Origin of the sequence: Actinoplanes italicus, assembly GCF_003001815.1 — a bacterium.
In the GTDB taxonomy this organism is placed as follows: domain Bacteria; phylum Actinomycetota; class Actinomycetes; order Mycobacteriales; family Micromonosporaceae; genus Actinoplanes; species Actinoplanes italicus.
The window spans coordinates 147940-172810 of the sequence record NZ_PVMZ01000011.1 but is presented as its reverse complement, the minus strand read 5'-3'; the positions used below and the strand labels follow the sequence as shown (position 1 = coordinate 172810).

The following is a 24871-nucleotide window of genomic DNA, read 5'->3' as shown; positions in this document are numbered from 1 at the left end:
GGAAGCGCGACCGGGCCGGGCAAGAGGTCGGCCGGGCGTCTGCCGGGCCGGGGACACGCTGGGAAGAGGACGAGATGGACGACGCTCTGGTGGCCTACAACGCCGGGCGGGTGGACGGGGCCGCCGGATACCGGGACCCGCAGATCGCTGAGGACGCCGAGATCGGCGCCGATTACCGGATCGGGCTGCTGGACGGCCGGATCGCGGCATTCCATCTGATCATGGAGGTACGGAAGATCCTCGGCGTCGACGGCTCGCTGTTCGAGCGGCCGGACGACGTCCCCGGTTGACGGCGCCCGTCCTGGTTGAGGGTGGCGTTCCCGGTTGACGGCGGCCTTCCCGGTCGGTCAAGGCGTTCCCGTTGACGGCGGCGGGCCTGGTTGATGGCGGCGGGCCTGGTCGGTGACGGGATGCTGGAGTGTGACGGCGGGCGGGAGGCGTTCCGGCAGTGTGAAACCACGTCACCGGCTCATGATCAACAGCTCACAACGGCGGCGTACAGCCAAGTGACCGGCCGTTATTCTGGCGGAAACATTGACTTGCCGGTCCCGAAACCAGGCCTTAGGACTCTTGCACCGGACAGCGGCACAGGATGGGGACCGGATGATCGAGGGCGCACTGGCCGGCTTCACCGTGGCGGTGACCGCGGAACGACGCCGGAATGAGATGGCTGCTCTGCTGGAAAGACGCGGAGCACGGGTGATCAGCGCACCCGCGATCACCATCATTCCACTGATCGACGACGACGCACTGCACGCGGCGACCGCCGCCTGCATCGGGCTGGAACCGCACCTGGTCATCGCTACGACCGGGTTCGGGTTCCGTGGCTGGCTGGAGGCGGCCGAGGGCTGGGGCCTGGGCGATTCGCTGCGTGACGTGCTGCGCAGCGCCAAGATCATCGCTCGTGGGCCGAAACCGTGCGGGGCGATCCGTGCGGCGGGGCTCACCGAGGAGTGGGCGGCCAAGACCGAGGCCTCCGAGGAGGTGCTCGAACGGCTGCTCAGCGATGGTGTGGCCGGGCTGCGGATCGTCGTTCAGGAGCACGGCGAGCCGCAGACCGAGTTCGTGAAAGCCCTGCGTACGGCCGGCGCGGCCGTCGTCGAGGTGCCGGTCTACCGCTGGGCGATGCCGCCCGATGTGGCGCCGGTGCGGCGGCTCGTCGAGCAGGTCGCGGCCGGGCAGATCGACGCCGTGACGTTCACCAGCGCGCCGGCGGTCAAGGCGTTCATGCAGATCGCCGAGGATGCCAAAGCGGACGTCGCAGGTGCCTTCGCGTGCCGCACGCTCGCCGCGTGCGTCGGCCCGGTCACGGCCGCGCCGCTCGTCGAGCGGGACATTCCGGTGGTGATGCCGGAGCGTTACCGCCTGGGTGCGCTGATCAAGACGGTCACCGACGAGCTGCCGCGGCGTGCTGTCCGGCTCAACGTCGCCGAATCGGTTCTGGAGGTACGCGGACACGCGGTCCTGATCGACGGCGTGACCCACGCGCTGGCCCCGGCGGCGATGGCGATCCTCTCCGCGCTGGCCCGCAGGCCCGGCGCGGTCGTCTCGAAGGACCAGCTGGCCGCCGCGCTGCCGCGAGGTAACGACGGGCACGCCGTCGACGTGGCGGTGGCCCGTCTGCGGGCCGCGCTCGGCTCCGGCAAGCACATCGAGACGGTGATCAAGCGCGGCTACCGCCTCCGGATAGACGAGGCCGCCTGACGAACGCGAGCGGCGAGGCCGCCTGACGAACGCGAGCGCCGAGGCCGCCTGACGAACGCGAGCGGCGAGGCCGCCTGACGAACGGCGGAGCCGGCTGAGAAAAGTGCCGGTCTGACAGAACGACGAAGCACCGCTCCCCGGCGACGAGGCCGGATCTGGAAGAGCCCGATGTCCATGCCGGGCCGCCAGGAGTCAAGAGGCCAACCGGAACCCGGGAGACCGGAACCCGAAGACGGCACGTCCGAGGCGACGAGGGAGAAGTCCGCTTCGGCCGCGCCGAGATCGCGCGCCTGATGCCATGCCGGGCCGCTCCCGCAGCACATCCCACCGGGCCCGCGCCGTCGGTCGCGAGGCGCGGGACAGCATGAGGAGACGCCCCATGAGTGAGAACACCACGCTGATCGCCGTCGCGCACGGCACCCGTTCGCCGGCCGGCCGGCGGCAGATCCAGGAGCTGGCCGCGTCCGCCGCGCGCCGCCGCCCGGGCCTGGACGTCCGCCTCTGCTACGTCGACGTCCAGGAACCGAAGGTCGCCGACATCGTCGCGGGTGTGGTCGCCGAAGGTGCCGAAGCCGTGGTCGTGCCGCTGCTGTTGTCGTGCGGGTATCACGTACGGGTGGACATCGCCGAGGCCGTCGCCGGGACCGGGTTCCGGGTGAGCGCGCCGCTCGGGCCGGACGACGTCTTCCTGGAGCACCTGCGCCGTAACGTTCCGGGCGACGCCGACGCGATCGTGCTGGCCTCGGCCGGTTCGTCGGATCCGCTGTGGGTGGCCGGCATCCGTGAGGTAGCCGCCGAGCTGCCGGGCCGGGTCGAGCTCGGTTACACCTCGGGCAGCGGCCCGCGCGTCGCCGACGTGGTGGCGCGGCTGCGTGACGAGGGCGCCGCGAAGGTCGCGGTGGCGGCGTACCTGCTTGCTGAGGGCCTGTTCTACCGCACCCTGCACAGTGCCGGCGCCGACGTGGTGACCCCTCCGCTGTGTCATGACCCGGCGGTCGCCGATCTGGTTCTGCGTCGGTTCGATAGCCAGATCCTCACAACCGTCGGTAGCGGTTTGTAGTCACAACTGTGGCGGAGCGGTTGTAGGGATTTCCGAACAACAGCGTCACCGCAAGGCGTCGTAAGGGTTAACGGCGGCCCGAAAGCATCTCTCTCGTGACGGCGACCCAGACGCATTGCCCCTACTGCGCCCTGCAGTGCGGGATGACGCTGACGCCCGAGCTCCCCACGAGGCTGGGGATGCCGGGTGTCCGGCTCGAGCCGGCCGAGTTCCCGGTCAACCGGGGCGGCCTGTGCGCCAAGGGCTTCACCGCGGCGGACCTGCTGGACCACTCCGACCGGCTGCTGACGCCGCTGGTCCGCAAGGAGGCCGGCAACCGGGATTCTCCCCTGCGGGAGGCGTCCTGGGAGGAGGCGTACGAGCGGATCGTGACCGCGATCCGGGACAGCCAGGACAGGTTCGGGCCGGACAGTGTCGGAGCGTTCGGAGGCGGCGGCCTGACGAACGAGAAGGCGTACGCGCTCGGCAAGTTCGTGCGGGTGGCACTGCGGTCGTCGGCGATCGACTACAACGGCCGGTTCTGCATGTCGAGTGCGGCGACCGCGGCGAACCGGGCGCTCGGCATCGACCGCGGCCTGCCCTTCCCGCTCGCCGACGTGGCCGAGGCGCGGACCGTCCTGCTGGTCGGCGCGAACCCGGCCGACGCGATGCCGCCGTCCATGCAGTACCTGGACGCCGGCCGGGCCAACGGCGCGAAGCACATCGTCGTCGACCCGCGGCGCACGAACACGGCCAACGGCGCCCACCTGCACCTGCAGCCGCTGCCCGGCACCGACCTGGCGCTGGCGAACGGGATGCTGCACATCGCGATCCGCGAGGGCTGGGTCGACGAGGACTACATCAAGACGCGCACCGAGGGGTTCGACTCATTAAACAAAGCGAACTCGTACTGGCCGGAGCGGGTCGAGCGGATGACCGGCGTCCCGGAGGCGCAGCTGCGCGAGACGGTGCGGCTGCTCGCCACCGAGGGCCCCAGCATGATCCTCACCGCGCGCGGCGCCGAGCAGCACAGCAACGGCACCGACACCGCGCAGGCGTGGCTCAACCTGGCCCTCGCGCTCGGCCTGGTCGGCAAACCCTTCTCCGGGTACGGCACCATCACCGGCCAGGGCAACGGGCAGGGCGGCCGCGAGCACGGGCAGAAGGCCGACCAGCTGCCGGGTTACCGCAAGCTCGACGACCCGGCGGCGCGCACTCACGTGGCCGCGGTGTGGGGCATCGACGCTGACGAGCTCCCACGGCCGGGGCTTTCCGCGTACGAAATGATCGATCGTCTTGGCGCCGAAGGCGGTGTCAAGGTCTTGTGGGTCCTGGCCAGCAACATCGTCGTGTCGGCCCCGCACAGCAACAACGTCATCGACAAGCTGCGGAAACTCGACTTCCTGGTCGTCTCGGACATCTTCCGCTCGGAGACCGCCGACCTCGCCGACGTCATCCTGCCGACCGCGCAGTGGGCGGAGGAGGAGGGCACGATGACCAACCTCGAAGGCCGCGTGATCCGCCGCAAGATGGCGCTGCCGCCTCCGCCGCTGGTCAAGTCGGACCTCACGGTGCTGACCGAGCTGGCCGGGCACCTGGGCCGCGGCGAGTTCTTCAGCGACGAGCCGCGCGAGGTGTTCGAGGAACTGCGCCGGGCCAGTGCCGGCGGGATCGCCGACTACGCCGGCATCACCTACGAGCGCATCGAGGACGAGCAGGGCGTCTTCTGGCCGTGCCCCGACGAGGCCCATCCGGGCACGCCGCGGCTGTTCGCCGACGGATTCCCGACGGCCTCCGGCCGCGCCAGGTTCATCCGGGTCGATCACCGCGACGCGGCCGAGCTTCCCGATTCCACTTTCCCGTACGTGCTGACGACCGGCCGCAACATGCAGCAGTACCAGAGCGGCAACCAGACGCGGCGGGTACGGGCGCTCAACGTGGCGCTGCCCGAACCGCGTGCCGAGCTCCACCCCGACCTGGCCCGCCGCCACGGCATCGCCGACGGTGACCTGGTCGAACTCCGAAGCCGCCGCGGCGCAGCGACGTTGCGCGCCCGGCTCACCGACGGCATCCGCCCGGACACGGTGTTCGCGCCGTTCCACTGGCCCGGAGCCAACGCCCTGACCAACCCGGCTCTGGATCCCCATTCCCGGATGCCCGCCTTCAAGGCATGCGCGATCGCGCTCCGCAAAGCAGAAGAACGGAGTTCCTGACCATGCACTCCACACCCCGCTTTCTGCAGGGCGTCTACGCCTTCGAAGGCAAGGGCCTGGACGAGCCGGCGCCGTTGAGCACGGCCCTCGGCTGGACGGTCCCGGCCGGCGCCACCGCGCAGGCCGTCTACTTCCGCGGCGGCAACGCCACGGACGAACTGATCTGCGTCGTGCTGATGCGCGACGGCGCACCCATGCGGTACTTCCCGGTCGGCGCCAAGGGCGACGTCCACGTGCCGCTGCGGGTGCTGGAGGACCTGGCCGGCGGCACCACGGTGGAGCTGTGGCTCGCCGCGCCGGCCGGCCTCACCGGAAACGTGATCGTGGACCTCGGACTGGTGGAGATCTGATGACCCAGAGACTTGTGGTAATCGGCAACGGCATGGCCGGCGCCCGCACGGTTGAGGAGATCCTCGCCCGCAACGGTGACTTCACCATCACGATGTTCGGCGACGAGCCGTACGGCAACTACAACCGGATCATGCTGTCCAACCTGCTCGCCGGGGTGGAGGACGAGGCCGGGATCTACCTGAACGACCTGAGCTGGTACGCCGACAACGGCATCACCCTCAACGCCGGGGTGCGGATCGAGCGGATCGACCGGTTCGCCAAGGTGGTCTACGCGACGGACGGGACGGCCACCCCGTACGACAAGCTGATCATCGCGACCGGCTCCAGCTCGTGGACGCCACCGATCAAGAACATCCACAACCCGAAGCGCGGCTTCCACCAGGGCGTCTTCGCGTTCCGGACGCTCGACGACACCCGCGGCATGATCCGGTACGCCCGGGATCACGAGCGCGCCGTCGTCATCGGCGGTGGCCTGCTCGGCCTCGAGGCGGCCCGCGGCCTGCAGAACCACCTGAGCGACGTGACCCTGCTGCACGCCATGGGCCACCTGATGGAGCGGCAGCTCGACGAGAAGGCCGGCCACATGCTGCAGGCCAGCGTCGAGAACAAGCTCGGCATCAAGGTCATCACCAACGCCATGACGACCGAGATCCTCGGCAAGGACCGGGTCACCGGCGTCAAGCTGGCCGACGGCACCGTCATCCCGTGCGACGTCGTGGTGATCGCCGCCGGCATCCGGCCGAACACCCAGGTCGCCGCGGACAGCGGGCTGACCGTCGAGCGCGGCATCGTGGTCGACGACCAGATGCGGGTGCAGGACGAGGACGACATCTACTCGGTCGGTGAGTGCGCCCAGCACCGCGGGAACCTGTACGGCCTGGTCGCGCCGCTGTGGGACCAGGCGAAGGTGCTCGCCGACCACATCACCGGCCGGGACGTCGAGGCCGCGTACACCGGCTCGAAGCTCTCCACCAAGCTGAAGGTCGCCGGCATCGACGTCGCCTCGATGGGCCTCATCGCCCCGGAGAGCGACGACGACGAGGTGATCATCTACAGCGAGCCGAAGAAGGGCGTCTACAAGCAGCTCATCATCCGCGACGGGGCGCTGGCCGGGGCGATCCTGGTCGGCGACAACAGCAAGGCCGCCGGCCTGATCCAGTCGTTCGACCGCGCCCAGGCCCTGCCGGAGGAGCGGGCCGAGATGCTCTTCGACATCGGCGGCCCGACCGGCGAGGTCAAGCCCGAGGACATGCCGGACGACGCGCAGGTCTGCAACTGCAACGGCGTCAGCAAGGGCGCCATCTGCGGCGTCGTCAACGCCGGCTGCAAGACGGTCTCCGGCGTGATGGACTCCACCCGCGCCGGCAAGGGCTGCGGCACCTGCAAGCCGCTGGTGCAGCGGATCGTCGAGTGGGCCGCCGGCGGCGAGGCCGAGGAGGACCCGGCCGCGTCCTGGTACGTGCCCGGCGTGCCGATGCCGAAGCCGGAGCTGATGGCCGCGATCCGCAAGTACGAGCTGAAGAGCGTCTCGTCGGTCTTCGAGAAGCTGGTCCCCGGCGGGGAGCACGACGCCAAGAGCAAGATGGGCCTGGCCTCGCTGCTCAAGATGATGTGGGCCGACCGGTACGTCGACGAGCGCGACGCCCGCTTCATCAACGACCGGGTGCACGGCAACATCCAGAAGGACGGCACCTTCTCGGTGGTCCCGCAGATGAAGGGCGGCGTCACCACCCCGGCCGAGCTCAAGCGCATCGCCGAGGTGGCGGAGAAGTACAACGTGCCGATGGTCAAGCTCACCGGTGGCCAGCGCATCGACCTGCTCGGCATCCCGAAGGAGCAGCTGCCGGCGATGTGGGCGGACCTCGACATGCCTTCCGGGTACGCCTACGCGAAGAGCTTCCGCACGGTGAAGACCTGTGTCGGCTCCGACTTCTGCCGGTTCGGTGTCGGCGACTCGACCGCGCTCGGTATCGCGATCGAGGAGCGTTACCAGGGCCTCGAGGGTCCCGGCAAGATGAAGCTCGCGGTGACCGGCTGCCCGCGTAACTGCGCCGAGGCGTACGTCAAGGATCTCGGTGTCGTGGCGATCGACGGCGGCAAGTGGGAGATCTACGTCGGCGGCGCCGCGGGAGCCCACATCCGCAAGGGAGACCTGCTCTGCACGCTGGACTCGGCGGAGGAGGTCATCCGGATGACCGGCCGCTTCCTGCAGTACTACCGCGAGAACGCGAACTGGCTGGAGCGCACCTACTCGTTCGTGCCCCGGATCGGCATCGAGCGGATCCGCGAGATCGTCGTCGAGGACACCGACGGCATCGCCGACGCTCTGGACGCGGCTGTCGACGAGGCCGTGCAGTCCTACAAGGACCCCTGGAAGGAGCGGGCCGTCCCCGCCACTCCCGGCCAGTTCCGTACGTCCCTTCCCCTGACCGTTCTCCCTCAGGTTCCGGTGCGCTCATGACCATCGCTCCGATCTCCGAAACCGTCCTCGGTCCCGTCGACGAGATCCCGTTCGGCGAAGGTCGTACCTACGCCGTCGGGCCCGACATGATCGCAGTCTTCCGCCTCCGCGACGGCTCCCTTCGCGCGGTGTCCGCGGTCTGCCCCCACAAGGGCGGCCCGCTCGCGGACGGACAGATCGACAACAGGGTTGTCGTCTGCCCCTTGCACCTGTACGCCTGGGACCTCGCCACCGGGTGTTCCCAGTCCGGCCAGCCCCCGATCAGCGTCTACCCGGTCCGGGTCGATGACGGTCACATCATTCTGGGAGACTGACAATGACTGCGACCCTTCCCACCATCACCCCGGAGAGGCCCGCGGCAAAGTCGCTGAAGGGCCACTGGATCGACGACTGGCGGCCCGAGGACCCCGCGTTCTGGGACAACGGCGGCAAGCAGATCGCCAAGCGGAACCTCATCTTCTCGATCTTCTCAGAGCACATCGGCTTCTCGGTGTGGTCGCTCTGGTCGGTGATGGTGCTCTTCCTCGGCCCGCAGTACGGCTTCGACCCGGCCCAGAAGTTCCTGCTCACGGCCGTTCCGACGCTGGTCGGTGCGGCGCTGCGGATCCCGTACACCTTCGCGGTGGCCCGTTTCGGCGGCCGTAACTGGACCATCATCAGCGCGTCGCTGCTGCTCGTACCGTCGATCCTGATGTCCTTCATGATCCAGCCGGGCGTCGAGTACTCGACCCTGCTGATCCTGGCGGCGATCGCCGGCGTCGGTGGCGGCAACTTCGCTTCCTCGATGGCGAACATCAACGCGTTCTACCCGGACCGCCTCAAGGGCTGGGCGCTCGGCATCAACGCCGGCGGCGGCAACATCGGCGTCCCCGCGGTGCAGCTGGTCGGCCTGTTCGTCCTCGCGACCTTCGGCGCCGGCAGCCCCGGCATCGTGGCGGGCATCTACATCCCGCTGATCGTGATCGCGGCCGTCGGCTCGGCGATCTACATGGACAACCTCACCCAGGCCCGCAACGAGAAGCGCGGCATGCGCGACGCCGCCAAGGAGTCGCACACCTGGGTGATGTCGGTGCTCTACATCGGCACCTTCGGCTCGTTCATCGGCTTCGGGTTCGCCTTCGGGCAGGTGCTGCAGGTGCAGTTCGCCGAGACCTTCAACACGCCGATCAAGGCCGCCTACCTGACGTTCCTCGGCCCGCTGCTGGGCTCCCTGATCCGTCCGTTCGGCGGCGCGCTGGCCGACCGGCTCGGCGGCGCGAAGGTCACGTTCGTCAACTTCATCGCGATGGCCGTCGGCGCGTCGATCGTGCTCATCGCCTCGCAGCAGCGGTCGCTCCCGCTCTACCTGGTCGGCTTCATCACCCTGTTCATCCTCAGCGGACTGGGCAACGGCTCGACCTACAAGATGATCCCGGCGATCTTCAAGCAGAAGTACGCCGGTGACGAGCACCAGGCCCGGCGGATCTCCGGCGCGGTCATCGGCATCGCCGGCGCGATCGGCGCGGTCGGCGGTGTTCTGGTGAACCTGGCCTTCCGCCAGTCGTTCCTGACCTACAAGGATGCGGACGCCGCGTACATGGCGTTCATCGGGTTCTACGCGCTCTGCGTGCTGATCACCTGGGCGGTCTATCTCCGCCCGGCGGCCCGTACCAAGATCGCCGTCTGACCGATCCGTGCTCCACTTTTGACCCGATCTGTGATCCGCTGAACAGCGGATCACAGACCTGGCTGAAAGTATGAACTCCCGCAGCTGAGCTGCGGGAGTTCACTCTTTTGGGGTGCGCGTTTCCAAGGTCACGGACTCCTGTGGATCATACGATCCTTCTTGTCCAGAAATTACCCTTTCTTACGGAATCGGTGATCGTATGAACAAGATGACCCGTGCCATCGTCATGACCGGCGCCGCCGTCGCCGCCGGCGTCACCATGGCGGCCGGCCCCGCAGCGGCTTCACCGGCGACCTCGGCGACCACCGCGTCACCGTCGGTCTCCCAGAGTGACGTCAAGGTCCAGAAGCAGGACGTCAAGCGCCGTGACCGGATCTTCGGCTTCTACAACAGCCCGCGGACCTGCCACAAGATCGGCAAGCTCGGTCAGTGGAAGAACCAGTGGGAGCGGTACTCCTGCTTCAAGGTCTACCGCGGCTTCCACAGCGGAGACTGGGCGCTGAAGGTCCACTACGGCTGGAACTACAACCACGGTGGCAAGCACTGGAACGGCGGTCCGGGAAACCACCACTACGGCCAGGGCAAGGGTGACTACGGCCAGGGCGGTGACTACGGCCAGGGCAAGGGTGACTACGGCCAGGGCGGTGACTACGGCCAGGGCAAGGGTGACTACGGCCAGGGCGGTAACTACGGCCAGGGCAAGGGTGACTACGGCCAGGGCGGTAACTACGGCCAGGGCAAGGGTGACTACGGCCAGGGCGGTAACTACGGCCAGGGCGGCGGTGCCTACGCCGGCAAGGTTCCGGGTAAGAAGAACTGAGCTCCCGCTCGATCGGCCGAGGGCCGCACCCTTCCCGGGGTGCGGCCCTCGGCCGTTTCGTCCGTACGGTCACTCCCCGGCCGGGCGTCCACGCCGGAACACCGCGTGCACCGACTCCAGCGCCACGATGTCGGCCATCGGGTCGCCACGCACGACGAGCAGATCCGCGTCCAGGCCCGCCCGCAACCGGCCGGTCCGTCCGTCGAGGCCGCAGACCCGCGCGGCCACCGCCGTGGCCGAGGTGAGTGCCGCGATCTCAGGCACGTCGCATTTGACGAGCTCGGCGATCGTACGGGGAAGAAAGCCGTGCGGTTTCGCCATGTGAATCCCGGAGTCCACACCGCTGACCAGCGTCACTCCGGCCCGGTACAACTCGCCCACCTGCTCGCGGCGTCGCGTCAGGTCGAAGCCCGCCTTCGCCATCCGCTCGGCCACGTCCGGTGGCGGCTGCCCGCCCGGGAACTGATGCCCCACCGTGGGACACACCGTGATGCCTGCCGCGGCGATCTCGTCGGCCAGTCCCCGCGGATTCGCCACGCCGTCCGGCCCGACGCAGGTGCAGTGCTCGATGCCGTCCACGCCCGCCGCGACGCACTGCCGGACGCCGGCCAGGGCGTGGGCGTGCCCGGTGACCGGAAGACCGAGCCGGTGTGCCTCGTCGACCACCGCCCGCAGTTCCTCCAGTGTGAACTGGCAGGCCCGGATGTCGGTGCCGATCGTCATCATGCCGCCGGTCGTCATGATCTTCACCAGGTCGGCGCCCCGCTCGGCCCGCTCCCGCACCGCGCGGCGCAGCTGCGCGATCCGATCCGTCCCGCCGCTCACCGCGCCGCCCAGCCACGCGCAATGACCGTCCGCAGTGGTGATCGGCGGTCCGGAGGCGACCACGGCGGGCCCGGTCGCGTGGTCGCGATGCCGCTCGACCACCGCCCAGTCCTGGTCACCGAGATCCCGTACCGCCGTGGCTCCCGACGCGAGATGGATCGCCAGAGATTGCTCGACGATCGCGTCGATCTCGCCGGGGGAGAGGTCCGGCAACTTGTCGAGTGCCTCCGGCCCGCTGTCCCCGCACAGGTGGGTGTGCGCGTCGATCAGCCCCGGCAGCAGCGTCGTGCCCGGCTCGTGGTGCACGTCCCAGCCCTCCGGCGCCGGTGCGCCGCCCGGCTCGACCGCGACGATCGCACCGTTGTCCACCAGGACCAGCGCCCCTTCCGGAAGGCGCCGCTCCCCGTCGAAGGCGGCATCGGCTCGGATCGCGAGCCTAACTACACCTGTAGTTTCCACAACTACAATGGTAGTGTTCCGCCATGGGAAGCAGAAGGGACGACGTACTCGATGCCGCTATCGAGGTACTCGGGCAATCCGGCATGCGCGGGCTCACCCACCGCCGCGTCGACGTCGAGGCGGGGCTCCCGGCCGGATCCACGTCCAATCTGTTCCGCACCAGAGACGCGCTGCTGGAGGCGGTGGTCGGCCGGTTCGCCGAGCGCGAGCGCCACAACTGGGAGACGATCGCCCTGCGTGAGACCCCGACGTCACCCGCTGAACTCGCCCGGGTGATGACGCTCTTCGCGCACGAGGCGACCGGCCGGCACCGCACCCTGACCCTGGCCCGCTACGCGATCCTCGTCGAGGCCGGCATCCATCCCTCGCTCCGGGCCCGGCTGCTCGCCACCGGAGCCGGGATCAACGCCTGGTTCATCACCTGGCTGCGAGCCGCCGGCTCCACCGACCCGCACCGCCACGCCCCCGTGATCATGAACCACTGGACCGGTGTCGTGCTGCACGAGCTGGCCATCCCCGACCCGACATTCGACCCGTCCGCCCAGATCGCCGACCTGGTCCTGTCCGTCGTCGGTGCACCGGTGCGATGACATACCGGTGCGATGACATACCAGTGCGATGACACCCCGGAGGGGGTGCTGAGATGAATCCCTGGCCCGAGATCCACCGGCAGCGGCTGGCTGTCGCCGACCTTCTCGACGACCTCACCGCCGACGAATGGGACCACCCCTCGCTCTGCGACGGGTGGACGGTCCGCGACGTCGCCGCCCATCTCACCCTGCAGCAGGCGGGTCTGCGGGAGCTGGCCGACATGCTGCGGCACTGGCGCGGCGGGATGCATCCCACCATCGCTGACGCCGCCCGCCGCCGTGCCGCCGCCCATGACGCGACGTGGCTGGTCGCCGAGATCCGCGAGACCGCCGCCCGCCGCCGGCGCAACCCCGGCGTCACACCCCTGGAGACCCTCGCCGACCTGCTCGTTCATGCGCAGGACGTGGCGCTGCCGCTGGGGCGGTCCCATCCCGTGCCCCCGGAGGCGGCGGCCGCCGTCACCCGTCGGGGACTGACCATGCGCGTGCCGCCGCCGCTGCCCTCGGCGCGGCTGATGACCGGTCTCCGGCTGGTCGCCACCGACATCGACTGGACGTACGGCGACGGTCCGGAGGTTCGCGGGACGATGGCCGGGCTGATGCTGATCGCCGCCGGCCGCTCCGTCGTCCTGCCCGGACTCACCGGACCCGGAGCCGACGTCCTGCGCACCCGCTTCGCGGCCTGATTGTCAACGCGCATTCCCTACACCCGGCCACCCACTGTTGTTCCTGAATAACCGTGCCGAGGCACTGGCCGGCAGCCTCGGTGTCGGCGTCCTGCTGGTCGAGCGGCACGTCGACCCGGCGCTGTCGATCGCCGGCCGGGCCCTTGTGCCGTATCACGGCCGGGCCGGGCTGCCTCTTGCGGCGGCCCGGCCCGGACGCTTCAGGTGGCGGCCGGCACCGGCTGCGGACGGCGGCCCCACAGCACCAGGCCGGTCAGCAGCATCGCGCCGCCCAGGGCGACCATCGCCACGGCCACGCCGGTCCGGGCCGAACCGGCGAAGTGCGAGGCCACGATCCAGCCGCCGCCGATGTCGAAGACCAGCACCATCAGGCCCTGCGGGACGACCGGGATCCAGCCCGCCATCAGCAGGACCAGTGCCCACGCGGTGGCCCGGTTCTCGCGGTACCAGTCCGCGTCCCACTTCAACGGGATCGCCGCCTCCGGCGCGCGGGTCCGGCGGCCGGCCGCGGTCAGCACCTCGGCGCTGCGGTTGGCGAGCCGGTCGTCGCCGAGCCACAGGCCACCGAACCAGGCGGCGGCACCGGCCGCGAGTCCCAGCACGGGCGCGAGCCATCGCAGATCGTCCGGCCCCCAGATGATCAGCGCCATCGGGATCGCGGCGGTCAGCAGACCGGCACCGGAGGCGACGAGCACGCTGATGATGTCGGTCGGGTTGTCGGCCGACGTCGGATGCCGCGGGTCGGGGACCGGGCGAACCCTCAGCAGCGCGACCCACACGGGCACGGTCGCGCCCGCTCCCAGCACCGCCGGCAGCACCGCGATCGCCGCCAGCGGATCGGTCGCCGGTGCGACGAGGACTGCGGCGACCGTGAGCAGCACCGCGATCGGTGTCACCAGGAGCAGCCATGCCAGTCCTCGCCCGCGGACCTCGGCACGTTCACCGCCGGGTGTGGTGAAAGGCAGCCACAGCGCGGTGCCGTCCAGTCCGACCAGACCGGCAGACATGGCGGCCGCCCACAGCGCGGTCAGGACACCGGCCCACGGTACGAGCAGGTCCACGTTCGCCAGCATCGGCAGCCCGGCGAGCAGCGTCCCGTAGACGACGGCGAACGCGAGGTACTGCAGCCGTAGCGGATGCCGGCCCCAGGTGCGCAGCTCCCGCCCGGTGACCGCCCACACCGGACCCCGCCCCCACCAGCCACCGGGCACCCGCCGCGCGGCGGCTGAGGAGGGAGACGCCGTGGAGGTCGCGGTCAGGGATGCGGATGCCGAAGCGGCGGCGGAACGGCGCGGCCGCCAGGACGAGCCGGTCACCAGGGTGCGGCGGACCAGCGCGAGGTACACCAGCGCGAACACTCCCACCAGCACGAACAGGCCGGCGATCACCAGCAGCCCACGCCCGGACGGACCGGTGGCGGCGGCCAGCGGCCAGCTGCCGGGGAACCAGGGAAGCCACCGGACGATGTGAGCCGGTGCGCCGGAGAGCAACTCCGTGATCCACGGCGCGACCGCCCACACCGAGCCGAACACACCCATCACGGTGCCGGTGAACACCCCGGTCGCGATCGCGCCGACGGGACCACCGGCGTGACCGATGGCCTCCAGCGCGAACGCCGACCCGATCAGTCCGATCAGCCACAGCAGCAGGGCGCCGAGCCCGGCGACGACGACCGCGGCCGGGCCGTGTCGCGCCGCGTGCACCGGCAGCGACACCAGTGCGATCAGCGACACGAGCGGGCCGATCCCGACGGCCGAGGCGGCGAGCAGACCGAAGGCCGCCGGCAGGATGCCGACCGGCTCCAGGCGCAGGTGTGACGGGCGGACCCGGCCGCGGCCGCCGCCCAGCATCAGGGGCAGCACGATCCAGCCGAGAACCCACGTCCCCGCCAGGATCGAAAGTGTGTGCTGATCCCCGTACAACCCATATCTGATCAGCCAGCCGGCCGCGAGAAGACCGCAGAGGCCGGCCACCGCCGGACCGGGATGCTCGCGCAGCGAGCGCTGGAACATGCTCGCGCGCATCCGCGCCGGAGTGAAGGCGACCGTGCTCATTCGACCAGCCGTGCTCATCTGACGAGCCGTGCTCATCTGACGAGCCATGCCAGTCCGTCGGTGCCGCTCGTCTCGGCGCCGACGAGCTCGACGAACCGGTCTTCGAGCGGGATGCCGCCGGCGACCTCGGCGACCGTGCCGGCGGCCACGACCCTGCCCTGATGGATGACCGTGACGTCGTCGCAGGACTGCTCGACCAGCATCATCGAGTGGGTGGACAGCACGACGGTGCCTCCACTGTCGACGAATCGGCGCAGCACCCGCCGGATGCTCGCCGCCGACACCGGATCGACCGCCTCGAACGGCTCGTCGAGCACCAGAAGTCGCGGCGCGTGCAGCAGCGCCTGGGCGAGGCCGACCTTCTTGCGGTTGCCGGTGGAGCAGTCGGCGAGCGGGGTGGCGGCCGCCTTGGTCAGGCCGAGCACCTCGATGAGTTCGGTGACGCGTTCGGCGGCCGCGGCCCGGGACAGGCCACGCAGGCCGGCGCTGTAACGCAGCAGTTCCGCGCCGGTGAGGCGTTCCGGCAGGTCGAGCCCGTCGGGAAGAACTCCGGTCACGGCGCGGGCGCCCGCCCGGTCGCGGACGGCGTCGTGGCCGAGGATGGTGATCTCACCAGCGTCCGGGACCACGAGCCCGACGGCCATGCCGATGGTGGTCGACTTGCCTGCGCCGTTCGGTCCGACGATCCCGTGGAAGGTGCCGGCGCGGACCGTCAGGTCTATCCCGTCCACCGCCCGGAACGTTCCGAAAGTCTTGCGAAGTCCCCGTATTTCCAATGCTGGCGCTGGCATGGCGGTCAGGATAATCAATGGTCGACCAGCAGGGGTTCCCATCGGCTTATGTTGATGGCAGCGTGTCCACATGGGTTGGAGAAGATCTTTCACCGTGGGACTCGTCGCGGTACTCGTCGGCGCGTCGGTGGGACCCGCCGGCGCAGCCGCGGGCGCGCCGTCGTACGGCTATCTCAAGCCGGGCGGACAGCCGCGGCTCGTCGAGAAGGTGCCGGTCAACGTGGTGTTCGTCGGCTACGAGCCGAACCAGGTCGCCAAGAGCGCCTTCCTGGGCGAGCTGGCGGGCGGGTACGAACCGGTGGTCCGGTCCCGTCTCTGGTACGGCGTGACCGAGAAGCTCGGCATCACCTACAAGTACGACTACAAGCTCACGTACGCCGACAAGCGCTATGAGGACAAATTCTTCAAGCAGCTCGGCAAACTCGCCAAGCCGGCCGCGCTCACGACGTTCCAGCAGGCCTACAACGACCAGGAGAACAACATCCTGGACGTGGCCGGCAACCACGAGATCGACGCGCCGAGCGTGGAGAAGTGGCTGGCCTACAACGCGCCGTCCGGTGTGGACACGCGCCGCAACACCGTCTTCTTCATCAACTGGTACGGCCGGTCGGACTTCAAGCACCACGTCTACACCAAGACCGGTGAGCCGGACCCGGACACCGGCTACGACTTCGGTGTCCAGCGGGCCAGCCGGAAGATCATCGCGTGGGGCGGCACGACCGCGAACGACGAGGAGACCGGGCTCGGCAGCACCCGCCGGCTCTGGTTCCACGACCTGTCGGCCGGTCCGGAGTCCTGGACCAGCAACTACGACGTCGACAACCGTGACCTCGACGGCGACGGCGTCGAGGACTACCGGATGCCGCCGACCTGGGAGTACGCCGCGGGCGGCTACCGTGCCCCGTCGGCCCTCGCCGGCGACCTCGGCAAGATCACCCGCTACGTGGCGCTGAACCTGCTCTTCACCTCGTCGCCGCTGTACCCGGTCGAGCTACCCACGCCGGAGCCGCCGCGCACCCTCAACATCGACGACAACACCTACGAGGGCTGGGCCGGTGTCAACGCGTCCGAGCAGTACACGACGCCTCAGCTGCTGAAGGCTGAGCTCTCCGAACTGCGCTGGCGCAACCGGTTCTCGTACGACACGCAGGATCTGCCCTACGACGCGAAGGCCGAGCAGTGCTACCTCGGTCAGGTCGTCACCGGCGAGCCGTGCTACCCGGAGACCGACTTCCCGGCCGCCGCCAACCTGTTCGTCTACAACCGGGAGAACCTGGATCGGGCCCTCGACGACCAGGGCAAGGTCGACTACGAGATCCCGCTGTTCAACTACGCGGTCGACGAGGGCATCCCGACGCCCGGTCTCGGTTACGCCGACGACAACTGGGTCGACGGCACCCAGAGCTACGTGTTCTCGTTCATCTCCCCGGAAATCGTGGAAGCCGGGTACGGCCTGACCACCACGCAGATCCACGAGGTCGGCCACCACCTGGGCATGAGTCACCCGCACGACGGCTACGACAGCGCCACGGGTGTCGACTACGGTCCGGGCAACGAGTTCTACTTCGTCAACGCCGGCGACGAGAACAACTCGATGATGAGCTACATCGACGTCAACTGGGACTTCAGCCAGTTCGACCGCGACAACAGCGACCGGTTCCTCACCGCCGCCTACTGGGAGGCCGCGAACCGCCTCGCCGCCACGGTCCCGGCCGGCAAGGGCAAGCTCCAGCTGAAGGTCGCCGACAAGCTGCTCGGCGGCGCGTCGAAGGCGTTCGCGGCCCATGACTACCGCGCCGCGTACGCCCTCTCCGAGAAGGCGTACGGCACCGTCGCCGCCATCCCCGGCGTCGACAAGGCAGGCGTGGCGGCCACTCTCAAGGCCGAGGCCGACGCGGCCCGCAGCAGCAGCAAGGTCCACGAGCCGCACGAGTTCATCGACACCCTGGCTCCGGACAGCCCGCGTAGCCAGCCTTAAACCCCATCACCGCAATGCCGCCGGCTCCGGGTCTTCCCGGGGCCGGCTCTTTTCTGCGGTACGGCTACGCGTTCCCCTCTCGTCCTTGTCCGTCCGGCCGTTCCCCGTGCAAGTCTTCAGTACCCGGGCGTTCCCCGTGCGGTGCCTGCACCGGCCGGGCGTTCTGCCCGGGCGTTCGTCGTGCGGGTCGCGCTGCCCGGGCGTTCGTCGTGCGGGCGCTCACAGCTCGCAGAGACGAGAACCTGATCGCATCGCGTCGAGGTGGGCGCGCAGGGCCGCGGTCCGCTCCTCCGCCTCCCGGATCAGGGTTTCGGCGACCCGGCCCCAGTCCTGCGGCTGCGGATCGCGTGGCAACTCGTCGAAGATGTCGGCGATCTCCCGTACGGTCAGCCCGACCCGTTGCGCGACCTTGGCGACCCGGATCCGGCAGGCCGCGCTGTCGTCGAAGCGGCGCTGGTCACCGGAGGTGCGCTCGGCGTGAACGACACCGTGCCGCTCATAGAACCGCACCGCCGAGGTGGCGACGCCGCTCGCGGCGGCAACCTCGCCGACGGTCAGGGTGTAAGTGGCAGGAGCCTCTACGGTCATGACCCCATCGTGCTCCGGGCCGTGCTTGACTTCAACATATGTTGAACGCCGAGTCTGGGGCGCATGACTGATACCACGTACGCCGCCCTGCCCGCCGTCCCCGGAACAGGCGAGGGCGCGCCCGGCGACCCGCTGCGGATCGCGGTGATCGCCGCCAGCGTCCGCGACCAGCGGATGGGCCGAGCCATCGCCGAATGGGCCGCCTTCCGCGCCGCTCCAGCAGGTGCCGACTCTCCTCGCGCCGACTCGTCTGATACCGGCTCGTCCCATACCGGCTCGTCCCATACCGGCTCGTCCCATGCCGGCTCGTCCCATGCCGGCTCGTCCCATGCCGGCTCGTCCAATACCGGGTCGTCCAATACCGGGGCGTCCAATACCGGCTCTCGCAGCGCCGGCTCTCGCAGCGCTGGCTCTGCCCGCGCCGATGCCTCCCAAGCCGAGGTGGACCTCATCGACTGTGCTGAAACCGACCTGCCCGACGACGGTCTGCTGCGCCCGGGCGCCAGTGCCGGCACAGCGGTCTCGGCCCGCATCGACGCCGCGGACGCCTTCGTGTTCGTCACGCCCGAGTACAACCACAGCTACCCGGCGGGCCTCAAGCGCCTGATCGACTGGCACTACCGGGAGTGGATGTTCAAGCCCGCGACGGTCCTGTCCTACGGCGTGCAGGGCGGCCTGCTCGCCACCGAGCACCTCCGCGGCGTCCTGGCCGAACTGCATGTCGTCACCACCCGCCGGGTCGTCGGCCTGTCCCGCCCGTGGACCGATCTGAGCCCTGCCGGCTACACCCCGCCGGCCGACATCGCCGAGGCCTTCGACGCGGCGTTGCACGAGCTGACCTGGTGGGCGAGCATGCTCCGGACGGCCCGGCACGAGCGCCCCTACGCCCGATGACCCGCCCTCCACGGCATACGGCTACCGGCCCGGATCTGACTGGCCCGGATGTTACTGGCCCGGATCGGGGCGATTCGGATCTGGCTGGCCCGGATGTGACTGGCCCGGATCGGGGCGATTCGGATCTGGTTGGCCCGGATCTGGCTGGCCCGGATGTGACTGGCCCGGATCGGGGCGATTCGGATCTGGTTGGCCCGGATCTGGTTGGCCCGGATCTGGCTGGCCCGGATCTGGCTGGCCCGGATCTGGCTGGCCCGGATCTGGCTGGCCCGGATCGCGGCGATTCGGATCTGACCGGCCCGAGGTTCGCGGAGCCTGGCGCCGCAGATCCAGGGCTGACACCGGCGAAGGGGAACCGTGACCGGGTGCCGCTGGAACCACGGGTCCGCGCGATCGGACTGGCGCTCGCGGTGGGTGGCCTCATGGTCGTGATCGACACGACCGTGACGACGGTGGCCGTCCCGGCGATCGTCTCCGGCCTGGACGCCACCCTCGCGGGCGCGCAGTGGGCGACGGCCGGGTATCTGCTCGGGCTGGTCGCCGTGATCCCACTGGCGGCGCGGCTGTCGGAGCGGTACGGAGCCCGGCGCGTCTATCTGACCGCGCTGGCCGTGTTCACCGTCTTCTCCGCCCTGGCAGGACTGGCCTGGGACGTCACGTCGCTGGCCGTCTTCCGCGTGCTGCAGGGTCTGGGCGGTGGCCTGCTCAACCCGGTGGGACAGGCGATCGGGCTGCGTGCCGCACCCCGGAACGCGCGCGGCCGCCTGATGAGCCTGCTGGTCCTGCCGCTCATCATCGGCCCGGTCATCGGCCCGCTGCTGGCCGGCTGGCTGATCGACACCGCGTCCTGGCGCTGGATCTTCCTGATCAACATTCCGATCGGCGTCGTGGCCGTCCTGCTCTGCGCCCGCCTCCTGCCGAACGACCCGCGTTCCCGGGACGACCCGCGTTCCCGGGACGACCCGCACGGGCGTCGGGGGATGGACTGGGCGGGGCTGGTGCTGTTGTCCGGTGGGGCGGTCCTGGTGGTGCTCGGTGCGACGGCAATGGACAGGCCGGCGGACTCGGGCGCGGTGCATTCAGGGGCGGTGCATTCTGGGGCGGTGCAATCGGGAGCGGTGGCGTATGCCGGTGCTCTCGGGGTGCTCGCCGTCGGGCTGGGGATGCTCGCCGGATTCGTGTGGCGTGCCCGGCGAGTGGCCGACCCGCTCGTGGACCTGCGACTGCTGCGGCACCGGCAGGTTCGTGCGGGTGCCGGGGTGCTGGTGTGCTTCGCTGCGGCCTACTTCGGGTCGATGTCGGTGCTGCCGTTGTTCGTGCAAGGGGTGCGGGGTGATCCGGCGAGCTTCGTCGGGCTGCTCGGGCTCCCGTCGGCGATCGTGGTCGGGATCGTTGCCCAGGTGGCTACCCGGCTCGTCGACCGGATCCCGGCGCGGCGGATCGTGCTCACCGGTACCGCTCTCGGCACGGTCGGTGGTGCGGCGCTGCTGGCAGCCACGGTCACCGACGCCGGGTATCCGTGGATCGCCGCGGCGAGTGTGCTGCTCAGCGCCGGCTCGGGGGCGACGCTGATGCCGACGATGACGGTCGCGCTGCGGGACCTCGACCACGCCGAGACACCGCGCGGCACGACGCTGCTCGGCCTGGCTACCCAGCTGTCCAATGCGGTCGCGGGTGCCGTCGTCGCGGTCACGGTGAGCGTGCTGGTCACCCTGCGGCTGCCGGAGGAGGGCGGGGGTGTGGCCGGAATGCTGGGCCTCGACATCGCCACGCGGGAGGCTCTCCGCCCTGAGCTGGCGGCGGCGGTCGGCGCGGTCTACCTGCTTCCGGTAATCCTGCTGGCGGCGAGCTGGCTGATCGCCTTCCGATCACTGCGATCGCCCGGTCATGACGGCTCCGGACGGGATGACGCCGGACGGGACGACGCCGGACGGGACGACGCCGGACGGGACGACGCCGGACGGGATGACGCCGGGCGGGATGACGCCGGGCGGGACCGCTCCGGACGGGACCGCTCCGGACGTACCGGATGAGGATCTTTGTCGAGGAATGCCGCCCTTAGACGCGGCAAAGGCCGCACCCTCCGCGGAGGGTGCGGCCTTTGATGGAGCAGGTCAGCCCTTGACGCTGCCCGCGAGCAGGCCGCGGACGAAGTAGCGCTGGAGCAGGAGGAACACCGTGACCGGCACGAGGATCGAGATGAACGCGCCGGCGGACAGCAGGTACCAGGCGGTGCCCCGCGTGCCGCTGAGGTTGGACAACTGCACGGTCAGCGGCGAGATCGCGGGAGAGCCGGCGAACGTCAGCGAGACCAGCAGGTCGTTCCACACCCACAGGAACTGGAAGATGCCGAACGCCGCCAGTGCCGGGGTGAGCAGCGGCAGCAGCACCCGGAAGAAGATCGACACGTGACCCGCACCGTCGATCCGGGCGGCCTCGATGAGGCTGGACGGGACTTCCTTGATGAAGTTGTGCAACAGATAGATCGCCAGTGGCAGCGCGAACGTCGAGTGTGACAACCACACCGTCCAGAACGTGCCGTCGATGTCCCACGAGACGAACAGCTGAAGCAGCGGCAGGAGGGTGACCTGCAGCGGGACGATCTGCAACGCGAAGATCGCGATGAACAGAACGTTCTTTCCCGGGAAGTTCATCCACGCGAACGCGTACGCCGCGAGCGACGCCAGGCACAGCGGGATGAGCACCGACGGGATCGTCATGACCAGCGAGTTCAGGAACGACGCCGGCAGGTTGGCGCCCGCCTCGTTCGGGTCGAGGACCGCCTCGTAGTTCTGGAACGTCACCAGCGGGTTGGTGAAGAACGTCCACCAGCCGGTGCGCTTGATCGCGTCCTCCGGGCGGAACGACGAGATCAGCAGACCGAACGTCGGGATCGTCCAGAGCACCGCGATGACGACCGCGGCCAGCGACGCCCACGGTGAGGTGAGCTTCTTCTTGGCCGTCGCCGCGGCGGACAGCTTCTTGCCCTCGGTCTTCGACACCGGCGTGGTGGTGAGAGGTGCTGCCGTGGTCATCACGCCTCCGATCGGCGAAGCTGGCGGATGTTGTACGCGACGATCGGGATGACGAGGATGAACAGGACCACCGCGAGTGCCGCGCCGAAGCCGCGGTTGTCGCTGCGGAAGGTCTGGCTGTAGAACTCGTTCGCGATGACGCTGGTGTCGAACCGGCCACCGGTCATGGTCTGGACGATGTCGAAGACCTTGAGGGTGCCGATCGCGATGGTCGTCAGCACCACCACGACCGCCGGGCGGATCGCCGGCAGGGTCACGAACCGGAACATGCCGAGCGGGCCGACGCCGTCGAGACGCGCCGCCTCGATGATGTCGTCCGGGATCGCCTTGATGGCCGCCGACAGCACGGTCATCGCGAAGCCGGCCTGGATCCAGACCATCACCGCGATCAGCAGGAACGTGTTCAGCGGCGACTCGATGAGCAGCTGGATCGGTTTCCCGCCGAGCCAGACGATGATCTGGTTGATCAGGCCGATCTGCTTGATCGACCCCTGGTCGGGCCGGTACTCGTACATGAACTTCCAGATCACGCCGGCCGCGACGAACGAGATCGACATGGGCAGGAAGATCAGCGCCTTGGCGAACGACTCCATCCGGGCCTTGTCGACCAGGATCGCGTAGATCAGTCCGATGGCGGTGGCCAGGAACGGGGTCACCAGTACCCAGAACGCGGTGTTGCGCAGGACCGTCAGCTGTTCGGCGTCGGTGAGGATCGCCGTGTAGTTGTCGAACCCGATGAAGTTCTTCAGTGAGGCGTCGAAGAACGACTGGTAGATGGTCCGCAGTCCGGGATAGAGCAACCCGACGCTGAGCATCAGCACGGTCGGGGCCAGGTAGAGCGCGGCGATGGCGCGATCGCGTTTACCGGTGAACCGGCTCGCGATGTAAAGGATCAGGCCGATGACGGCGACGAACAGAAGGATCGCCGCGAACATCTGCAGGATCTTCTGCGACGTGGTGGTGGCGGTGGTGAACACGCGGCCCGTTCCTCCTCAAGACGTTCGGAGGGGTTGTGAGAGGTTAAGTGAAGAACAAAAGTGATCAGACTGCCAGGGCCGGTCGGATGAAGATCCCGACCGGCCCCGGTGCAGTCACCTGATCACTTGGGCCAGGCGTTCTCGATGTTGGTGAGGGTGGTCTTGGTGTCCTGACCGGTGATCCAGCTCGTGCCCTGCTTCCAGAAGGCGTTGGAGCCGACGGCGGCGGGCATCAGGTCGGAGGCGTCGAAGCGGAACGTCGCCTTCGGGTCCTGCAGGATCTTGGCGGAGAGGGCGTCGATCGGGTTCACCAGGTTGGCGACGTCGAGCTGCTTGTTGGCGCTGACCCAGCCCGACGAGACCTTCGCCTTGTTGTTCGCCCAGGTGGAGCTGGACAGGTAGGTCTGGAACGCCTTGACCTCGGGACGGTCCGCGAAGGCGAGAACGAACTCGCCACCACCGAGGACCGGCTTGCTGTCGGCGGTCTCGCCCGGCAGGTAGAAGGCGTAGACGTCGCCGTCCTCGGCCACCTTCGTGCTCTTGTCGAAGTTGGCGGCGTAGAAGCTGGCCTGGCGGTGCAGCGAGCAGTCACCGTCGAGGATCGGCAGGCCGGCGTCCTTGAACTCGGTGCCGGCGATGCTCTTCACGTCGCCGAGACCACCGTTGACGTACTTGTCGTTCTTCAGGTACTCACCGACGCCGTCGAGAGCCTTGGTCGCCTCGGGGCCGTTGAAGGGGATCTCGTGCTTGATCCACTTGTCGTAGGCCTCGGGGCCGTTGAGCCGGAGGAAGAAGTCCTCCATCCAGTCGGTGAGCGGCCAGCCGGTCGCCTCACCGGACGCGATACCCGCGCACCACGGCTTCTTGCCGGTCGCGGCGATCTTGTCGCTCAGCGTCTTGAGCTCGCCGAGCGTCTGCGGGATCTGGTAGCCGTTGTCCTTGAACTCCTTGGGGGAGTACCAGACCAGCGACTTCACGTTGGCGCCCAGCGGCGCGGCGTAGAACTTGCCGTCGACCGTGCCGTACGCCTTCCAGTCGGCGCCGAAGTCCTTGTCGACGTTCGCGGCGACCTCGGTCGGGGCCTCGACGGCCTTGCCGGTGGCGACGAGGCGCTGCAGCAGACCGGGCTGCGGCACGTACGCGAGGTCCGGCGGGTTGCCGGCCTCGGCGCGGATCAGCACCTGGGTCTCGAAGGACTTGTCACCCTCGTACTTGATGGTGATGCCGGTGCACTGCTCGAAGGGCTTGTAGGACTCCTTCTGCGGGGTGTCCTCCGGGGTCACGATGCCCGTGTAGATCGAGACTTCCTTGCCCTTGAGGTCACCGAACGCGGTGTAGGGCGCACAGTCGATGGGTGCAAGCGACGAGGCGGGGGCAGTGCCGCCGCTCGGCTCCTTGTCGTCAGCGCAGGCGCTCAGGCTGAGAACCAGACCTGCGCTGAGGGCACCGGCGAGTGCGATCCGCGATCGCGAACTCCCACGTTGAACGAACATACCGCTCCCTATGTCATAGCGCCTCCGGCGTCTCTCGACACCGCCGTCCGAAGCGCTTCTTGACCAACAGTCAAGAGGTAACCAGCAAGTTGCGCAATGATTTCAGCGCGATCGAGTCGGTAACGATATCGCTGCGACCCATCGGCACCTTAACCGGTTAAGGAGATTGGCGGAAGAGCTTACTGGCCGCCGACCTGACCTGCAGGTCTTTGTCCATATTTATCCGGACTAAACCGCAAGTCGCCTA

Annotated in this window: 21 protein-coding genes; 14 read left to right on the top strand and 7 right to left on the bottom strand. The window is 69.2% G+C overall.

All coding sequences use genetic code 11. The features are described from left to right. Positions 1-74 precede the first annotated feature (74 nt). The 9 genes from CLV67_RS26385 (at position 75) to CLV67_RS26345 (ending at position 10254) form a co-directional block, all read left to right on the top strand. Positions 75-290 (top strand): hypothetical protein, encoded by a 216-nt coding sequence (locus CLV67_RS26385; RefSeq protein ID WP_106322957.1) that lies wholly within the window; start codon positions 75-77, stop codon positions 288-290. A gap of 316 nt (positions 291-606) precedes the next feature. Next, the gene (locus tag CLV67_RS26380; protein WP_203737288.1) at positions 607-1704 is read left to right on the top strand and encodes a uroporphyrinogen-III synthase; all 1098 of its coding nucleotides are present in this window, start codon (positions 607-609) and stop codon (positions 1702-1704) included. Between the two features lie 379 nt (positions 1705-2083). Then, entirely contained in the window at positions 2084-2764 is a 681-nt protein-coding gene (locus tag CLV67_RS26375) for a sirohydrochlorin chelatase (protein WP_106322955.1), read from the top strand. A gap of 95 nt (positions 2765-2859) precedes the next feature. Beyond that, complete coding sequence (locus tag CLV67_RS26370; protein WP_106322954.1) at positions 2860-4956, top strand: molybdopterin oxidoreductase family protein; 2097 nt, start codon at positions 2860-2862, stop codon at positions 4954-4956. Positions 4957-4958: 2 nt separating this feature from the next. After that, positions 4959-5306, top strand: a complete 348-nt coding sequence (locus tag CLV67_RS26365) for a molybdopterin oxidoreductase (protein ID WP_106322953.1) — start codon at positions 4959-4961, stop codon at positions 5304-5306. Next, positions 5306-7768 (top strand): nitrite reductase large subunit NirB, encoded by a 2463-nt coding sequence (gene nirB / locus CLV67_RS26360; protein ID WP_106322951.1) that lies wholly within the window; start codon positions 5306-5308, stop codon positions 7766-7768. Before CLV67_RS26365 ends, nirB begins: the two co-directional genes overlap by 1 nt. Continuing rightward, positions 7765-8082, top strand: a complete 318-nt coding sequence (locus tag CLV67_RS26355) for a Rieske (2Fe-2S) protein (RefSeq protein WP_106322950.1) — start codon at positions 7765-7767, stop codon at positions 8080-8082. Before nirB ends, CLV67_RS26355 begins: the two co-directional genes overlap by 4 nt. 2 nt (positions 8083-8084) lie before the next feature. Further along, on the top strand, positions 8085-9434 hold the full coding sequence (locus CLV67_RS26350) for a nitrate/nitrite transporter (protein ID WP_106322948.1): 1350 nt from the start codon (positions 8085-8087) through the stop codon (positions 9432-9434). Between the two features lie 199 nt (positions 9435-9633). Further along, complete coding sequence (locus tag CLV67_RS26345; RefSeq protein WP_106322946.1) at positions 9634-10254, top strand: hypothetical protein; 621 nt, start codon at positions 9634-9636, stop codon at positions 10252-10254. 69 nt (positions 10255-10323) lie between these two features. On the opposite strand, the gene CLV67_RS26340 is transcribed toward CLV67_RS26345, so the two are convergent. Continuing rightward, positions 10324-11538, bottom strand: coding sequence for an amidohydrolase family protein (locus CLV67_RS26340; protein ID WP_106322944.1), 1215 nt, complete (start codon positions 11536-11538; stop codon positions 10324-10326). 23 nt (positions 11539-11561) lie between these two features. Here CLV67_RS26340 and CLV67_RS26335 point away from each other — a divergent pair, with 23 nt between their 5' ends. After that, on the top strand, positions 11562-12128 hold the full coding sequence (locus tag CLV67_RS26335) for a TetR/AcrR family transcriptional regulator (protein WP_106322942.1): 567 nt from the start codon (positions 11562-11564) through the stop codon (positions 12126-12128). Between the two features lie 53 nt (positions 12129-12181). Beyond that, positions 12182-12814 (top strand): maleylpyruvate isomerase family mycothiol-dependent enzyme, encoded by a 633-nt coding sequence (locus tag CLV67_RS26330; protein ID WP_106322940.1) that lies wholly within the window; start codon positions 12182-12184, stop codon positions 12812-12814. A 200-nt stretch (positions 12815-13014) separates the two neighbouring features. On the opposite strand, the gene CLV67_RS26325 is transcribed toward CLV67_RS26330, so the two are convergent. Both CLV67_RS26325 and CLV67_RS26320 read right to left on the bottom strand, forming a co-directional pair. Further along, positions 13015-14868: a hypothetical protein gene (locus CLV67_RS26325; RefSeq protein ID WP_106322938.1), complete on the bottom strand. Its 1854-nt coding sequence runs from the start codon at positions 14866-14868 to the stop codon at positions 13015-13017. 32 nt (positions 14869-14900) lie between these two features. Next, positions 14901-15659: an ABC transporter ATP-binding protein gene (locus CLV67_RS26320; protein ID WP_106322936.1), complete on the bottom strand. Its 759-nt coding sequence runs from the start codon at positions 15657-15659 to the stop codon at positions 14901-14903. Positions 15660-15753: 94 nt separating this feature from the next. On the opposite strand from CLV67_RS26320, the gene CLV67_RS26315 reads away from it, so the two are divergent. Next, positions 15754-17637 carry a zinc metalloprotease gene (locus CLV67_RS26315; protein ID WP_106322934.1) on the top strand — a complete coding sequence of 628 codons (1884 nt, stop codon included), beginning with the start codon at positions 15754-15756 and terminating at the stop codon, positions 17635-17637. Between the two features lie 219 nt (positions 17638-17856). On the opposite strand, the gene CLV67_RS26310 is transcribed toward CLV67_RS26315, so the two are convergent. Next, positions 17857-18225, bottom strand: a complete 369-nt coding sequence (locus CLV67_RS26310) for a MerR family transcriptional regulator (protein WP_106322932.1) — start codon at positions 18223-18225, stop codon at positions 17857-17859. 63 nt (positions 18226-18288) lie between these two features. Here CLV67_RS26310 and CLV67_RS52745 point away from each other — a divergent pair, with 63 nt between their 5' ends. Next, positions 18289-19119, top strand: a complete 831-nt coding sequence (locus CLV67_RS52745) for an NAD(P)H-dependent oxidoreductase (protein ID WP_203737284.1) — start codon at positions 18289-18291, stop codon at positions 19117-19119. A gap of 365 nt (positions 19120-19484) precedes the next feature. Further along, positions 19485-21152, top strand: a complete 1668-nt coding sequence (locus CLV67_RS26300) for a DHA2 family efflux MFS transporter permease subunit (RefSeq protein WP_106322930.1) — start codon at positions 19485-19487, stop codon at positions 21150-21152. Between the two features lie 81 nt (positions 21153-21233). Here CLV67_RS26300 and CLV67_RS26295 read toward each other — a convergent pair whose 3' ends face one another. The 3 genes from CLV67_RS26295 to CLV67_RS26285 all read right to left on the bottom strand — a co-directional run bounded on the left by CLV67_RS26295 (position 21234) and on the right by CLV67_RS26285 (position 24624). Beyond that, positions 21234-22154 carry a carbohydrate ABC transporter permease gene (locus tag CLV67_RS26295; protein WP_106322928.1) on the bottom strand — a complete coding sequence of 307 codons (921 nt, stop codon included), beginning with the start codon at positions 22152-22154 and terminating at the stop codon, positions 21234-21236. Next, positions 22154-23089 carry a carbohydrate ABC transporter permease gene (locus tag CLV67_RS26290; protein ID WP_170154013.1) on the bottom strand — a complete coding sequence of 312 codons (936 nt, stop codon included), beginning with the start codon at positions 23087-23089 and terminating at the stop codon, positions 22154-22156. The genes CLV67_RS26295 and CLV67_RS26290 overlap by 1 nt, the downstream gene beginning before the upstream one ends. A gap of 164 nt (positions 23090-23253) precedes the next feature. Continuing rightward, positions 23254-24624 (bottom strand): ABC transporter substrate-binding protein, encoded by a 1371-nt coding sequence (locus CLV67_RS26285; protein ID WP_106322924.1) that lies wholly within the window; start codon positions 24622-24624, stop codon positions 23254-23256. Positions 24625-24871: the final 247 nt, after the last annotated feature.